The organism is Pantoea sp. SGAir0183 (genome assembly GCF_043545505.1).
On the sequence record NZ_CP028053.1, the window covers coordinates 3732983 to 3748319 of the forward strand.

Consider the following 15337-nt stretch of genomic DNA (forward strand, 5'->3'; position numbering starts at 1 on the left):
ATCAGGCAACGCGCTTGATGATGAGGGACGTATTGATCCCACCAAATGCAAAGTTATTGCTCTGGAAAAACTCGCAGTCAATTTTGCGGGATTGTCCGATGATGTAATCCAGTTCGCCGCAGTTCGCGTCCGGTTTGGTCAGATTCAGCGTAGGCGCAAACCAGCCCTCGCGCATCATTTGCAGACTCATCCAGGCTTCCAGCGCGCCACAGGCACCCAGCGTGTGACCGAAATAGCTTTTCAGTGATGAGATCGGGACCTGATTGCCATAAATCGCGGCGGTGGCCTGACTTTCAGCCAGATCGCCGCGATCGGTGGCAGTGCCATGTGCGGAAATATAGCCGATGTCCTGCGGACTTAAGCCTGCCATAGCGAGCGCTTTTTCCATGCAGATTTGCATCGTCTCGCGCTGCGGCTGGGTTATATGGGCTGCATCACAGTTAGTGGTGAAGCTGACAATCTCGCCATAGATTGTCGCGCCGCGCGCTTTCGCATGTTCCAGCTCTTCCAGAATCAGCGTACCCGCACCCTCGCCAATCACCAGGCCGTCACGTTTTTCATCGAAAGGTGATGGCGTGGTGGTCGGCGCATCGTTGCGCTGACTGGTGGCAAAAAGCGTATCAAACACCGCCGCTTCCGAAGGGCACAGCTCTTCTGCGCCACCGGCCACCATCACCGTCTGGTAACCATGACGAATCGCTTCCCAGGCATAGCCGATGGCCTGGCTGCCGGAAGTACAGGCGCTGGATGTCGGGATAACGCGACCGCGCAAACCGAAAAACAGCCCGGTATTCACGGCGGTGGTATGCGGCATCATCTGGACGTAGGTGGTACCGGTAATGTTGTTGGTGTGCTTTTCCGTCAGCATGGTGGCGAATTCACTCACCGGGCCGGTGCTGCCGGTTGAGGAGCCATAAGCAATGCCGGTTTCACCGTTGGTCAGCACGGGATCGCCGATCAGGCCTGCATCTTCCAGCGCCAGCTCGCTGGCGCGGGTGGACATCAGAGACACGCGGCCCATGGAGCGGATGCGTTTGCGCGTGTAGTGCTCGGGCAACCGGAAGTCGTCGATGGGCGCGCCCAGCAACGTATGCAGCCCGTCATAGACCTGCCATTCCGGCATCCTGCGCACGGCGTTTTCGTATGCCAGCAGCCTGGCGGACACGTCCTGCCAGTTTTCACCAAAGGCGGTGACCCCGCCCATACCTGTAATCACGACACGCCGTGTCATAACATCCCTCCGTTGATGGAAATCACCTGCCGCGTTACATAGCCCGCAATATCGGACATCAGGTAGCGGGCAAGACCGGCCACTTCCTCCGCCTGCCCCATGCGTTTCATTGGGATCAGGGACATGGCTTCTTTCAGTGCGGTCTCTTCCATGTCGAGCATGCCGGTATCGATCAGCCCCGGCGCGATGCAGTTAACGGTGATTTTGCGTTTTGCCAGCTCAATCGCCAGGGCTTTGGTGGCCCCAATTATGCCCGCTTTCGCGGCGCTGTAGTTCACCTGACCGCGGTTGCCCATCAGGCCCGACACCGAGGAGAGCGTAATAATGCGTCCGCCCTGCCGGGCGCTGATCATCGGCATGATGCATGGCTGGATCACGTTGTAAAAACTGTCCAGGTTGGTGTGAATCACGCTGTCCCAGTCATCGTCGCTTAAGGCCGGGAAGGCGGCATCGCGGGCAATACCGGCATTGCTGACCACGCCATACCAGGCGCCATGTGCCTCGATATCCTGTTCCAGCACGTCGCGGCACTGTTGACGCTGCGCGACATCAAACTGCAACAGACGGCCTGCGCCACCGGCCGCCAGAATGGCATCCAGTGTCTGCTGCGCGCCGCTGGCATCATGATGATAGTGGACGCCAATCACAAAGCCGTCCGCCGCCAGCTGGCAGGCGATGGCACGACCAATACCTTTGCTGGCACCGGTAACCAATACTGAACGACTCATGTGGACGCTCCTTGTTGAAATAAAGAATGAAGTTCGTCGGCGGTGGGTTGAAAGGTGTTCACGCGGCCCGTGGCCAGGACCACTTCATCCGCCGTAATCGTGCATTCGAAACTGCCAAAGCGCGCATCCTGCATTAACAGTCTGACCTGCACGTGCAGTGCTGCATCGGCGGGCAACCGGCCTGTAGCGCAGACTAACTCCCGTGCGCCCAGCACCATTCCCAGGGCGATGCTGCTCTGCCCCTGCTGATGGCGATGCCAGCCCGACCAGACGCCCACCGTCTGGGCCATTAACTCCAGCGCATACCAGCCGGGCAGATGACCGTACGCATCCAGAAACGGTGCCAGTACGCTCCGGGGCGACACCGTGACGCAACAGGTTGCGCTGTCAGCCGTCACGCTGCTGACCGTTTCAAGTAACAGCATCGGCGCATCGTGTGGCAAATACTCAGCGGGGGATAAGTAATGGCTCATGAAATCTTCCCAAGCAGGATACTGGCGTTGTTACCGCCGAAAGCAAACGAATTAGACAGGATTACCGGGCGTTCCAGCGGCTGAGGCCGGGAGAGAATGCCGCACAGTGGCAGATCAGGATCGCGCGGCGACTGGCTGAAATCCTGGGCCGGCAGCGGCAGATCGCGCTGCAGAATCAGCATGCTGAGCGCCGCTTCCGTAATGCCCGCCGCGCCTAACGTGTGCCCGGTCAGATGTTTGGTTGAACTGCACGGTACCGCCGTGCCGAACAAGGCATTCACAACGCCGGACTCAATCTGATCGTTAAGCGTCGTGGCAGTACCGTGCAGGTTGATATAGCCCACCTGCTCTGGCGTGAGACCGGCTTCGTTCAGCGCCTGCATGATGGCGCGAATAGCGCCTTCGCCCTGCGGATGCGGCGCAGAAATATGGTAGGCATCGCTGGATTCGCCCACGCCCAGCAGCGCAATCGGCTGAGGTTCACGGGTTAACAGCATCAGCGCCGCGCCTTCGCCAATCGTGATGCCACTGCGATCACGGCCAAAGGGCTGACACAGCGTAGGCGACAGCGATTCCAGGCTATGAAAGCCGTTAACCGGCATCCGGCTGAGCGTGTCCGCGCCGCCGACAATGGCCACATCGGCCAGCCCCGCGTCAATCAGGCGACGCCCGCTAATCATTGCCCGGGCGCTGGAGGAGCAGGCGGTCGAGAGCGTAAAGGCCGGACCATCCAGCGCCAGCCAGTGGCTGAGAAAGCGCGATGGATCGCCCAGTTCCTGCTGTGGATAGTGCCAGGCCGTGCTCGGCTGCTGGTTAAGCAGCCGGCTGACGTGCGTGTCCCCTTCATCCAGGCCGGAGGTGCTGGTACCCAGCACCACCGCCACCCGGTCGCGGCCATAGCGGGCTATCGCGTCATCCACCTGCGGCTGAATCTGCGCCAGTGCAGCCAGCAGCAGCTGATTATTGCGCGATCGGTGTGCGCTGAAGGCCGCCGGGATGGCGGGCAGTTCGCCCTCCACCCCCGCCAGCACTGCCTGCGGATGGTCATGCAGCCAGCCGGTACGCGCCCGCATACCGGGCGCCACGCCGCGTGTCAGGTTCGCCGCGATCGTGTCGTTATCGTTGCCCAGCGCGTTAATCATGCCGACGGCCGAAATGAAGATCATGTCAGTCATCCAGGTATTGAATGGTGATGTGGTAGTGAAAAACATGCTGCTGGATGCTGATCGGCTCGCGCCTGCCGTGCCGGTTCAGATAGGTAATCTCCGTCACCAACTTGCCGCTGGCATCGCGCAGTTCGCGCTTATCGCCCTTATCCACCAGCGTCCAGCTTTCAGGTAACTGCGTCAGCCAGGCGCTCACAGGCCAGTGGCTGAGCATGACGTCGGCCAGCACCTGACTGGCGGGCGGCAACTGCGGCACCACAATCGACTGCTCAGTGTGCACGCCCTGCTGGTCATAGGTCACCAGGAACAGGCGAATGCCGACTGATGACAGCCCCGCCAGCGTCAGCTTTTTATCATCTGCGTTGAGCATCACCAGCAGCGACTGGGTTTTACTGTTGAAACTGCCGGTGAGAAGCTGCTGCGAACTGACCGACGGCGAAATTCCCGGCGCAGGCAGCGTAACGCGCGCGCCCGGTGCCAGCCAGGCCTGCGGGCGCGATGCCTGCGGCTTGTGGACATGGCTGCAGCCGGCCAGAATCAGGGCGGCCGCCACTAACAGGCCGCTTCTGATCGCCCCGCGCGGCCGTGCTGGCCGCGTCGTGCGCATCAGACGCGACCCGCGTGTTTTCAGTAAACGCACAGTCAGGTTTCTCATCGTCTTTTCTTCTCTTTTTTTGTCGGCATCGCCAGGGGCGCAAGCAGCCAGGCGGTGAAAATCCCGCTGACCAGTACGATCCCGAAACTGCTGATGGCCTGGGTGGCGCTGAAAACCAGCATGCCAAGCGTCAGCAACGTCGTCATCATCGCCAGCGTGATGGCCAGCATAGAGGTCAGTGGCGTGCCGCGAGGATTACTGAAAAACAGCGTGTAATTGATGCCAATACCCAGCACCAGCACCAGTGCCAGCAGCGAAAACAGGTTCACCGCGTGGCCGCTCAACGCCAGTACGGCCAGGCCACAGCTCAACGATAATACGGACGGCACCAGGCTTATCGCCCCTTTGCGCCAGCCCAGGCGCGCGATGGCTCCGCAGGCGATGACCGCCAGCGCCACCAACAGCAATCCCGTCAGGATATGGCGGTACAGAGCAAACATCGCATCAAAGGTGCTTTTGCGGTCCACCCAGGCCACGCCGGGCGTCCCCTGGCTGAGCGCATTCAGCGCCGCGCTGTCTTTCACGCCGTCAACCGGCACCAGCACGCCGCTCTCGCCGTTCTGCAACGTCAGCCACAGCAACCGCCAGCCTTCGCTGGCCGGGCTGGCCAGCCAGTCCGCGACGGTCACCGGCATCGCATTCAGGTCCGGATTGACCGTGGTTATCCCGGCCGCCTTCAGCGCGCGGATTATCGTCGGCGCAGCCTCGGTTAACAGCACCCTGTCCTGTGTCTGACGGGCCAGAGAATTCAGCGGCACGGTGCGGTAACCCTTCAGCAGCCCCTGCGCTTTCGCCTTCTCCAGCACCGGCGTAAAGGCTTCCAGCCGCGTCAGCGTTTGCTGGGCGTTCTGGCCGTAAATCACAAACCATTTTTGATCCACGCTCTGGCCCGTCAGCGCGGTAATCGCTTTTTCCTGCGCCAGCACCGCAGCCGGTAATGCCTGCAACTGCGCAATATCATCATCTACGTGCAGCCGGGCAGCGCCCACCAGCGAAAAGAGTGCCAGCGCCAGCGGCAGGCCGAGCGACAGCTTTTTGTTGCGCCGCCAGGCCGCCAGCCAGCGCAGCATCAGCACCATGGCGGGCACCGGACGTACAGGCAGCCCGCGGCACAGCCACGGATGCCAGAACACTACCGTCAGGCAGGCGGCACTCAGGCCCACTGCGGCAAAAATCGCCATCTGGCGGATGCCCGGGAACGGCGCGAGCATCATAATCAGATAGGCGGCTACTGTCGTCAGCAGAGCCAGCAACAGTGCGTTACGTACTTTCGCCAGGCTCTGCCAGGGCGAGGCATCGGCTCCGTGCACCATGCGCTCGGTGAGATAATAGAGCGTGTAATCGGCAGAGATACCAATAATGCTCATGCTCATCACCAGCGTCATCAGATGCAGTTCGCCAAACACCAGCAGCGTGACAACGGTGCCTGCCAGCGCGCCCACACCAATCGAGAGCAGGCACAACAGAATCGGCCGTAGCGAGCGAAACACAGCCAGGATGAGCAGCAGCACGCCAAGCACGGTAGCCAGCCCCAGCGTCGAGACATCGTGCTTCGCCTGCTGACTTGCATAATCGCTGTAAAACACCGTGCCGCGCGATAACAGTTGAGCCTGTGGATGCCTGGCCTTGAGCGTTTTTTCCAGCGCGCCGAGCGTACGCACCAGCTGATGCGTGCGCTGCATATCAAATGATGAGCCAGCCAGCTCACCGTGCAGCAAATACCAGTAATTACCCTGGCTGTCCTGCGTCACCAGCCAGCCATCCATCAGGCGCAGCCGTTGGCCATTTTTCGCCATCGCCAGCTGCGATCCGCGCATCAGCATCAGCGGATCGTTTTGTAACTCTTTGCCGCTGACGCCGGAAAAAGCGGAGTAAAGCTGAGAGAGGATCCACTGCGCCTGTGCCTCGCCGCCGTTTTGCAGCCGCTGACGGGTTTCGCTGTCGATCATGCCGTTACGGTGCTGCCAGAAAAACGATCCCCAGGCCTGCTGACTGTCGGCATCCATCGGACCTTTCACCCCGGCCAGCATGCCGGATTGCTGCAACAGCGTCAGCCAGTCACGGGCAACCTGGGGATCGGCCTGCTTACCGGGGCTGACCAGCCAGACCAGTTGCCTGTCGAGACGCTGCATAAAGCCGTCGTTTAACGCAGGCGGAATCGTGCCCAGCGCCTGCTTTGGCAGCATCGCCAGCACGCTGCTGTTCAGTTGCGCTTTGGGCAGTAGCGTCAGGAGCAGCGTCACCATCACCAGACAGACGAAGCCCCACAACAGCGCGGGCCGTTTACTGGGCGGCAAAGCGTTGGCGTTCATCATCGGTCAGTTGTGCGGGTGTCAGTTGGTGGTGCGAAAGCGTGATGTCGGTGCGATCACCCTGCTTATCATTCAGTTGGATCTGCTCCAGAAAAGTTTTTCCGTCCAGATCGATGCGGGTGAAAATCTTGTCCAGCGGCGTCGTGATCGGCGTCAGGCGCAGCGTCCAGCGGCCCTCGCCTTTGTCGGCAAACGCGACGCGGAAGTTCTGCTCCAGCACCTTACGATCCGCCTGGAACAGCGCGCGCAGCAGGTGATTAAACTGGAACATCTGCGGATTGTTCTCGGCGGTGATAGTCTGCGGCGGCTGACCATTAATCACCTGCACCATGCGTTTATCATCCAGCAACAGTTGCATCGGGAACGGGCGGGTTTGATCCCACAGCAAGCCCTTGTCGCGGGCGATCAACATCGTCCCCTCGGATCGCAGCGGCTGCGGCATATCTTTGATCGTGCGCACCTGATCAAAGTGGGCGCGGATCACCGGCTGCGCAGTAAAGCGCTGCTGCAGATCGTCAAGCGTCAGGGCGCTGACAAACGGACTGATCAACAGCGCCAGTAACAACAGCCCTCTCATGGCGTGACTCCCATACGTTCAAACAGAATAGCCGGGCAGACAAAGCACATCTCACGGCTTTGCTCATGTACCGCGACCTGAATGGTGTAGCCCGTCGTGGTGCGTTTGCCGCTGTCGGCATCGAAAATTTCATAACCAATGCGCAGACGGTTTTCGAATTCCTCTATGCGCGCCCGCACGCGAATACGCTGTTCAAAGGTGACGGCATGGCGGTATTTCACTCGCGTATCCACCACCGGCCAGACGTAGCCGGACGCTTTCATCTGGCGATAGCCATAGTCAAACTGATTTAGCAGCGCCTCACGGGCAATCTCGAAATAGCGAAAATAGTTGCCATGCCAGACCACGCCCATCACATCGACATCATGAAAGGGAATGGTCAGCTCGACATCGACAGTAAAACGGGGATCGTTAAGCACCCTTCACTCCTTGTCTTTGCTATCCGGCAGTTGCCAGAAATCGAAAAAGTTAAACCAGTCGAGCGGCGACTGGAGTGCGTAATGCTCAAGACGTTCAGCATAGCGATCGATAGTCTGCTGCAGCGCATTTTGCCGGTCGTCGCGCGGCAGCAACAGCGGATCGGCGAACGGCTCGCAGTGAATATGCAGTTTGCCCTGCTGACGCAGCGCGAAAATCAGATCGACCGGACAGCGCAGAATCGACGCCAGAATAAATGGCCCCTGCGGGAACGGTGCGGGTTGGCCCATAAACCGGCTCCAGCAAATGCGCCATTCCCCGCCGCGCTGCGGGTTGACCGCAATGCGGTCGCCCACAATCGCGATCCACTCGCCGCGATCCAGCTTTTCTTTCAGCAACATCGCGGTATCCGGGCCGATATCGGTCACCGGCATCAGGTTCAGGCCTGCCTGCGGGGCCATCTCTTCCATGATTTGCTTAAAACGCTTTGCGTTGTCGCTGAACACCAGCGCATTAATGACTTTACTGCTGTTCAGTTGCGCCAGCGCCCGACAGGCTTCCACATCGCCCAGATGCGAGGCCAGCAGAAGTTTGCCCTGCGGATTACGCAGATCGAGCAACGCTTCAGCGCCGGGGGCAAAGGTAATATCGCGCCCAACGTGCAGCTCGCCGCGCCAGCTGGCAATCTTATCCAGCATCACCTGACCAAAACGCAGGAAGTGTTGGTAGCTGGTCAGGTTGGCGGGCACCGGTTTCTGCCGCACGCGCAGTTGCTCACGCACACGCGCGAGCCAGTTCTGTGAGGCGTGACGCGCGGTGGTGGCTGTCAGCCAGTACACACCAACGACCGGATACAGCAACAGCGTAAACGCCCTGCGGCCCAGTACGCGCCAGACCAGCAGCATCAGTCGCATCCCCCACAGCCCTTTGACCTCTTTCTGCCGCGCCCAGTGCTGCGGAGAACGGCGGCCCAACAGGGAAGGAATCCGCGGCAACATGCCGAAAAACAGCCGCGTGTGCATCAGGGAAATGCGCACGTTATCTTTGAAGGCATCGAAATGCGACAGGCCGTCCTGAGGATAAGTCACGCGGGTGGGCACAAAGTAGCTGGGATGGCCCTGCCAGTAGAGCCGCACCATCACTTCGGTATCGAAATCCATGCGCCTGCCGAGGGTGGCATGCTGTGCCAACTGTAAGGTGGGCGCGATGGGATACACGCGAAAGCCGCACATGCTGTCTTTTAACTGCAGGGACAGCGTTTCGATCCATACCCAGACGTGGGTAATCCAGCGACCATACAGGCGCGAGCGCGGAATTGACGCATCATAGACGGGCTGCCCGGAAATCAGCGCCTCGGGATGCTGTTGCGCCAGCGCCAGCAGCGCAGGAATATCCTCAATCGCATGCTGCCCGTCCGCATCCACCTGCACGGCATGGGTAAAACCGGCCTGCGCCGCGACCTGCATCCCGTGCATAACCGCTGCCCCTTTACCGGCGTTTTCCGCCAGGCGCACCAGCGTCAGCGTGCTGTTTTCAGCCGCCAGCCGATCCAGCACCGTCTGGGTTGCGGCATCGCTGCCGTCGTCGACCAGGATGCACGGCAGGCCGAACGGTGCCAGGCGCGTCAGCACCGTGGCGATCATCGCACCGTGGTTATAGCAGGGAATCAGGATGCAGGGGGAAAAGGTCAGCGACATAACCGGATCTTACCGCTGCTGGCGGTATGGCGCGCGTCACCGGCGTGACGCTGATAGCTGAAACTCAGCATCTGGCGCGCGTCCTGCCAGCTAAGCGCGAGCGTCACGGTGCTGTCCGGCAGCAGCGGCGACTGAAACTTCACGTTCTGAATGCTGTGAAAACGCCAGCCGGGCACCAGCAGCGTGGTGGCGTAATGCATGACCCAGTCCATCTGTGCCACGCCGGGCAACAGCGGCTGCACGGCAAAATGTCCTTTGAACCAGAACAGTGACGGATCAAGGTGTAACACAATCTCAGCCTCATCGGGCTGCGACTGATGGCGCTCAATTTCATGGGGTTTCATGAAACCACTCCTGTAGCTGCGCATAAACACGCTTGTTCATACTGTTAACCGGGATCGCGTCAATGACGCGCCAGTAACGCGGCACGGCAACCGGCTCCAGCCAGGGCTGCAGCGCCCGCCGCCAGGCCAGTTCCTGCTGCTTCGACGGCTCACGCTGCCAGTGCTGGCGCGCCGCTGCATCCAGTACCAGCAGCGCCCCAATGGCCTGCCGTCCATGCCGTAACACCGGCACCGCCGCCGCCTCGCGGACTCCTGGCAGACTCAGCAGGCGCTGTTCAACCTCACTGAGTGAAATGCGCTTCTCTTCAATTTTCACGACCCGGCCACGACGGCCCGTCAGGCTGAACTGCCCGTCGGCGTCAATATGCAGGATATCGTCAAGCGCAATGCCCGCTTCTTCCGCAATCAGCGGCGAAAACACCCGCAGCGTCTCGTCCTGTTGGTAAAACCGCACGCCGCTAAAGGGCTGCCAGCGCACCGCCTCCTGCTGGCGGTAACGCCAGGCCAGAATGCCGGTTTCGGTACTGCCATAGATCTCGTCGGGCCAGATCTGTAGCCACTCGGCGGCCTGCACGACATCCTGCCAGGGTAACATGCCGCCCGCGGACAGCACCATCGCCACCGGTGGCGGCGTCAACTGAGGATCCAGCCGTTTCAGGAAGGCCGGGCTGCTGATAAAAGCATAGCGATAATCATGACTCAACGCGCTTAACTGCTCGGCGTACCAGAGCATTGCCGCATGCAGCGGCAGCCCGAGCGCCATCGGCAGCATGATACGAAATGACAGGCCGTACTGATGCTGCGGGACAACAGAAGCCACGATCCGGCAGCCGGCCAGGCGTTCACCAAACTGCGCCGCCAGCAAGGCCGCTTCGTCATCAAGGCGTTTCACCGCCTTACGCACCCGTTTGGGCTGTCCGGTGGAGCCGGAGGTAAACAGTTCAATGGCGGCATCGTCGCGGATTGGCGGCAACGTCTCTGTCGCTGCGGTAGCGGTCATGGACGCGCTGATCACCAGCAACGGTCCCTGCCAGCCCAACGTTTTTTCACTCAGTACGCCATCAAACAATGCGCGCTGCTCGTCGAGTAACGCCATGCGGCAGTGGCCGGGTATGACCGGCGTTTTGCCTGCGTGCAGGGTCGCCAGCAGGGCAACAATAAACAGATAGCTGTCCTCAAAGCACAGTGCCCAGCGGTCACCTTCCTGCTGCTGCAGTAAATGAACCAGGCGGGCAACGTCCTGCCGCAGATGGCCGAGCGTCCAGGTACGATCGTCCAGCCAGGCGACGGGCAGATCAGACGGGCGCGGAGCGCTGAGCCACTGAGACAGGGGAAGAGTCTGCGTCATTATCGTTCTCGTTTCATCAACTTACGGCGTACCAGCCACTCGCCCGCCATCAGCGTGCCCATCAGCAGATAGGCGATCATACCGTTCCAGGCCGTCCATAACCGCATATCCCCGTGCAGCGCCGTCCACAGCGCAATGCTGCCGTTGAGGATAAAAAAGAGGCACCAGATTTGCGTCACGCGCCGGGTATAACGCACGCCCTTTTCAGGCAGATTCGGCTCCGTTACCCTGGCGAGTCGCTCGACCAGCGGCATGGCTGACCAGAGCGATCCGCCAAACACCGCCAGCATGACGCCGTTCACCACCACCGGGTAGAAAAGCAGGAGCTGATGCGTTTTCAGCAGAGCGCTGGCCGCACACAGGGCAATGCCTGCCACCGCGACAGTCTGGGTGATCGCACGCATCGGCCCGGCGCGACGGCGGCTCTGATACAGCCGTGAAAGCAGCAGCAGCGCCATCAGGGGCAACAGCCAGTGCAGGCTGTGATGCGCCAGCCCTACGCTGATCAAAAAAGGCCACGCCACCAGCAGTAAGCCTGTCAGCAACGTGACAACGGGCAGCGTGCGTTCGCTGGCCATCGCGACTCAGGCTTCTTTTAGCAGGCGTTCTACCGCGTCAACCACATCCTGCACGGTACGCACGGCTTTAAACTCTTCCGGTTTGATTTTCTTACCGGTTTTCTTTTGCAGATGGACGATCATGTCGACCGCGTCGATGCTGTCCAGCTCCAGATCTTCGTACAGCCGCGCCTGGGGCGTAATCGCCTCCGGATCCGTTTCAAACAGCTTCACCAACAGGGCGGAAACTTCTTCATAAATAGCGTTTTGTTCTGTCATTCTGGCGGCTCCTCAGGCACGTTGCGCGTCGATGAACGCTGCCAGCGTGGCAACGGAGAAAAAGTGCTGACGCATCTCTTCACTTTCAGCCGACAGCACCACGCCGTACGCATTTTTTACCGCCAGGCCCAGTTCGAGTGCATCGATGGAATCCAGGCCTAAGCCATCCCCAAAGAGCGGTGCCTCTGCATCGATATCGTCGGCAGTCAGCTCGTCGAGATTCAGCGTGTTGATAATGAGATTTTTGATTTCAAGGTAAAGCGCTTGCATCATTCATTCCTGAAAAGGGTGGAGAACCTGGTTGTAATTGAAGCAAAAGATGCCGGTTCAACTGCCTTGCCGCCAGTGCCGGTTCTTGTGAGTTTGCTGTGTAAAATGAGTCGATTGCTATCCGCTCCCGCACCTCAACGCTAAACAGCGGTTTGGCGGGCGGCACGTTATACCATTTGCTCTGCTTATCCAGCAGATGCTCGCTGCAGTGAATGATCACCACACGCAAATCGCTGCCGCAGCGCACGGCAATATTGGCCGCGCCTCGCTGTAAGGTCATCGGTTTATCGGGGCTGGTCCGCGTACCTTCGGGGAAGATCAAAATCGTGTCGCCCTGCGCCAGGCGCTGCCGACAGGCAGGCAACAGGGCATCCGCCTGACTGTTGATCAAATAATCCGCCGCCCGAATCACGCCGCCCACAAACGGGTTTTTCAGCAGCGCGCTCTTGACCAGACAGTCGGTTTCCGGCATGACCGAGGCCAGCAGCACGTAGTCGATCAGCGTCGGATGGTTCGCCACCACCAGGCAGCCGCGATCCTGGCGCAGATGCTCAAGCCCGCGCATGCGGTAATCCAGTACGCCGACGCCTTTTGCCACCCATAAAAAGAAACGAAAGCTGGCGGCAATGCTGCATCGGGCGATACGGCGGCGACGGCCTTTGTCCCATATCACCAGCAGCAGCAGGTTAAACCACACCACAGAAAGCAGCAGCCCACCCAGTCCGAACAGAGCAAAACAGAAGCCGGTCATCACCAGCCGCCATGCCCGGTTTACCACCGCGAACAGCCTGCTCATGCCCGTCTCCACTGCCACTGCATGCGCTCGCCCGCTAAGGCAAAGGTGGCGTCGTCGTTCAGGTAATGCTGTAAAAACTGCAGGCTCTGCGGCAAGGCGCTGTCCTGCCCTGTCTGCTGTGGCCGCGTTTCGCACTGCAGGACCTGGCCGGCTTCAATCACCAGCGCCACGGCAAAGGGCCATGTCGCCATGGGGTTCGGCAGTTGCGGAAGATAAAATTCAGGCATGGTGCCGTCGAAATCCACCATCAGCACGCGCTGATAGCCTGCCTGCAGCAGACAGATCACCTCACACAGCCCCTGCTGAAACGTGTCTTTTCCCGCAGAGAGCGAAGAGGAAACAACAGGTTTCCGGGCGGCAATGGTCAGGCTGCCCACGGCGGAGTTATGAACGGACAGGGCAAAATCGGTGGGCGACAGCGCCTGTCCTGTCGCCAGGGCCTGCAAAATTCGGAAGTTGCGTTCCAGCTCACCGTGACGGCTGGTATACAGCACGGCATCAATCTCATGCTGTCGCAGCATGGCTAATCCACATTCCACAGCCAGCTTGCTGCCCGAACTGAGGCGACGCGCGGTCATCATCGGCAGTTCTCTCAGCTTCGCCTGCGGCGCGGCCGGATCGATGGCGAGCGACAGCCGTGCCCAGTCGAGCCACTGTGGTGTTTCGCTTAATCCTGGGGCCCTGGCCTGCCAGTCAATAATGTTTAATGCAAATTTCATCAACGCGCGTCCGCGATATTCAGGTGATACTCAGGGCGCTTTACGCCGCTTTGTTATTTTTTTGACACTGCAACAACGTATGCCCAACGCCCAGGTTGTCATGACGTTCATCCACCTGGAACCCTGCCTTCTCCAGGCAGTCATAAAACGTTTCTACGCTGTAGAACCGGCTGTTGCCGTTTGCCGTACAGGTGAAATAAAGCGAAGACGCATTGAGACTAAATGAGGCCGCTTCAAACTTCTGTGCATCCCAAAACAGTTCCATGATGAACAGCGTTGCGCCGGGTTTCATGACGCGGGCAACCTTGCTCAGTACGGCGACGATCTGCGCCGGTGAAAAACAGTCCAGAAACTGACTCATCCACCAGATATCCGCCTCTGCCGGTAACGACGCGTCGGCAAGCATATCTGCTTCATGGAAAGCGATGCGATGAGAAAAGCCTGCATTTTCGATATTTTCACGGGCCAGCGCAATTTGTTGTGGCAAATCAATCAGGGTGACCGCGACGTCACGGTTGTATTCACAGCACCGTATTGCCCATTTACCCGTATTGCCGCCCACATCGTTGATGGCGGCAGGACGGCTGGCGAACACATACGGGAGTGCGGCGTGAAACGCGCTGTCCGAGTAATAGTGGTCGAAGGCAAACCAACTGTTCCGCGCGGCCTCAGGAAGCTGTGACAACCCCGGATAAATCGTTGGCCAGTCGCCAAACACCTGTAACCCCGCAGGTTTGCCGGTTTCCAGCGACGCCTGAAGATGGAACAGCCCCTGATAACAAACGTCCTGGGTGAAATCCATATTCACGCGCGTCATCGCGTCATGCAGCAGATAATGCCCCACTTTCGCCAGAACATAGCGTCCGTCCTGCTGGGTGACGATGCGCCCACTCAACCCCATATCCAGCATCACGCCCACGGCATAGACATTGATGCTGCTGTTTTCCGCAATGGCGTCCAGCGTAGCACCGGTTTTCCCCTGTTTATCCAGATACGCAAGTACACCGGTATTACGCAGACACAGCGCCGCCTGAAAAAGCATGGGCGCAAACGCAATGCGTTGCGCTTCCGTAATGGCATCCAGGGCACTGAGCGTATCCGTTTCGTACATAAGCGGGAAAACCTGCTGAGTCAAAATAGGTTTATCGGGCCATGACGGGCCCGACTTTAAAAATAATTACGGTTTTGCGCCTGCCGACAGCGTGGCCTTGATGTCGTTATCCAGGGTTTGTACCCAGCGGTTATAGGTTTTATGGATCTCGCCGCCTGATGCCATCAGGTTATTGCTGCGCGCATAGGTAATGTCATAACCACCCGCCGAGTAGTTAATGCGCACTTCGGCTCTGTGATCACGGCTCTGGTGACTCGCGTTGATGACGTCCGGACCGGCCTGCGTCATGGTCCACTGGCGCAGTGCGCCCGCTTTCAAAATCGCGGTTTTAACCTGTTCCTGCGTGTAGCCTGCCGCCAGCGTGGTGTGAATCTGGGCAATTGGTGCCGTACGGGCACAGCCTGATAACGCACTCACAACCGCTATCGCGGCGAACCACTTCATATACTTTTTCATTCAACATACCTGTCTGTGTGAAGTTAATAAGAACAAAATCATTAGCGTGAAAATAATTATCATTATTACCATGCAGGACTTATTTGCGTTAAATTAAACGCAACCAGTGTTGGCTGATGGCCCGATAAACGGCCGCAATGGTCTTATATTTACTCTTTCACTTCAACAAAATTAATTAAAGAAGCGAATAGGCGGATTGGG

General features: G+C 59.2%; 18 protein-coding genes. All 18 read right to left on the minus strand.

All coding sequences use genetic code 11. The features are described from left to right. Nucleotide 1: 1 nt before the first annotated feature. Nucleotides 2-1231, minus strand: coding sequence for a beta-ketoacyl-ACP synthase (locus tag C1N59_RS17315; RefSeq protein ID WP_262959815.1), 1230 nt, complete (start codon nt 1229-1231; stop codon nt 2-4). After that, nucleotides 1228-1959: a 3-ketoacyl-ACP reductase FabG2 gene (locus C1N59_RS17320; protein WP_058702122.1), complete on the minus strand. Its 732-nt coding sequence runs from the start codon at nt 1957-1959 to the stop codon at nt 1228-1230. The genes C1N59_RS17315 and C1N59_RS17320 overlap by 4 nt, the downstream gene beginning before the upstream one ends. Next, nucleotides 1956-2432, minus strand: a complete 477-nt coding sequence (locus C1N59_RS17325; RefSeq protein ID WP_394549951.1) for an ApeP family dehydratase — start codon at nt 2430-2432, stop codon at nt 1956-1958. The genes C1N59_RS17320 and C1N59_RS17325 overlap by 4 nt, the downstream gene beginning before the upstream one ends. Continuing rightward, nucleotides 2429-3598: a beta-ketoacyl-[acyl-carrier-protein] synthase family protein gene (locus tag C1N59_RS17330; protein ID WP_039338825.1), complete on the minus strand. Its 1170-nt coding sequence runs from the start codon at nt 3596-3598 to the stop codon at nt 2429-2431. Before C1N59_RS17330 ends, C1N59_RS17325 begins: the two co-directional genes overlap by 4 nt. A gap of 1 nt (nt 3599) precedes the next feature. Beyond that, nucleotides 3600-4205 (minus strand): DUF3261 domain-containing protein, encoded by a 606-nt coding sequence (locus tag C1N59_RS17335; RefSeq protein WP_394550897.1) that lies wholly within the window; start codon nt 4203-4205, stop codon nt 3600-3602. Nucleotides 4206-4249: 44 nt separating this feature from the next. Further along, nucleotides 4250-6568, minus strand: a complete 2319-nt coding sequence (locus tag C1N59_RS17340) for an MMPL family transporter (protein ID WP_394549952.1) — start codon at nt 6566-6568, stop codon at nt 4250-4252. Then, complete coding sequence (locus tag C1N59_RS17345; protein WP_394549953.1) at nt 6537-7142, minus strand: LolA family protein; 606 nt, start codon at nt 7140-7142, stop codon at nt 6537-6539. The genes C1N59_RS17340 and C1N59_RS17345 overlap by 32 nt, the downstream gene beginning before the upstream one ends. Next, the gene (locus C1N59_RS17350; RefSeq protein ID WP_039338828.1) at nt 7139-7561 is read right to left on the minus strand and encodes an acyl-CoA thioesterase; all 423 of its coding nucleotides are present in this window, start codon (nt 7559-7561) and stop codon (nt 7139-7141) included. Before C1N59_RS17350 ends, C1N59_RS17345 begins: the two co-directional genes overlap by 4 nt. Nucleotides 7562-7564: 3 nt before the next feature. Continuing rightward, a complete protein-coding gene (locus tag C1N59_RS17355; protein WP_289367812.1) occupies nt 7565-9256 on the minus strand; it encodes a glycosyltransferase family 2 protein in 1692 nt (563 codons plus the stop codon). Next, a complete protein-coding gene (locus C1N59_RS17360; protein ID WP_058708670.1) occupies nt 9247-9600 on the minus strand; it encodes an ApeI family dehydratase in 354 nt (117 codons plus the stop codon). Before C1N59_RS17360 ends, C1N59_RS17355 begins: the two co-directional genes overlap by 10 nt. Beyond that, on the minus strand, nt 9587-10948 hold the full coding sequence (locus tag C1N59_RS17365; RefSeq protein WP_394549954.1) for an AMP-binding protein: 1362 nt from the start codon (nt 10946-10948) through the stop codon (nt 9587-9589). The genes C1N59_RS17360 and C1N59_RS17365 overlap by 14 nt, the downstream gene beginning before the upstream one ends. Beyond that, nucleotides 10948-11526: a COG4648 family protein gene (locus tag C1N59_RS17370; protein ID WP_394549955.1), complete on the minus strand. Its 579-nt coding sequence runs from the start codon at nt 11524-11526 to the stop codon at nt 10948-10950. Before C1N59_RS17370 ends, C1N59_RS17365 begins: the two co-directional genes overlap by 1 nt. A gap of 6 nt (nt 11527-11532) precedes the next feature. Then, the gene (locus C1N59_RS17375; protein ID WP_039338833.1) at nt 11533-11784 is read right to left on the minus strand and encodes an acyl carrier protein; all 252 of its coding nucleotides are present in this window, start codon (nt 11782-11784) and stop codon (nt 11533-11535) included. A 12-nt stretch (nt 11785-11796) separates the two neighbouring features. Then, nucleotides 11797-12054, minus strand: coding sequence for a phosphopantetheine-binding protein (locus C1N59_RS17380; protein WP_039338834.1), 258 nt, complete (start codon nt 12052-12054; stop codon nt 11797-11799). Next, the gene (locus C1N59_RS17385; RefSeq protein ID WP_072209564.1) at nt 12035-12868 is read right to left on the minus strand and encodes a lysophospholipid acyltransferase family protein; all 834 of its coding nucleotides are present in this window, start codon (nt 12866-12868) and stop codon (nt 12035-12037) included. Before C1N59_RS17385 ends, C1N59_RS17380 begins: the two co-directional genes overlap by 20 nt. Continuing rightward, nucleotides 12847-13569 (minus strand): beta-ketoacyl synthase chain length factor, encoded by a 723-nt coding sequence (locus tag C1N59_RS17390; protein ID WP_394549956.1) that lies wholly within the window; start codon nt 13567-13569, stop codon nt 12847-12849. The genes C1N59_RS17385 and C1N59_RS17390 overlap by 22 nt, the downstream gene beginning before the upstream one ends. Before the next feature lie 40 nt (nt 13570-13609). Further along, nucleotides 13610-14680 carry a class I SAM-dependent methyltransferase gene (locus tag C1N59_RS17395; protein ID WP_394549957.1) on the minus strand — a complete coding sequence of 357 codons (1071 nt, stop codon included), beginning with the start codon at nt 14678-14680 and terminating at the stop codon, nt 13610-13612. Nucleotides 14681-14746: 66 nt separating this feature from the next. After that, nucleotides 14747-15136: a lipoprotein gene (locus C1N59_RS17400; RefSeq protein ID WP_058702135.1), complete on the minus strand. Its 390-nt coding sequence runs from the start codon at nt 15134-15136 to the stop codon at nt 14747-14749. Nucleotides 15137-15337 lie beyond the last annotated feature (201 nt).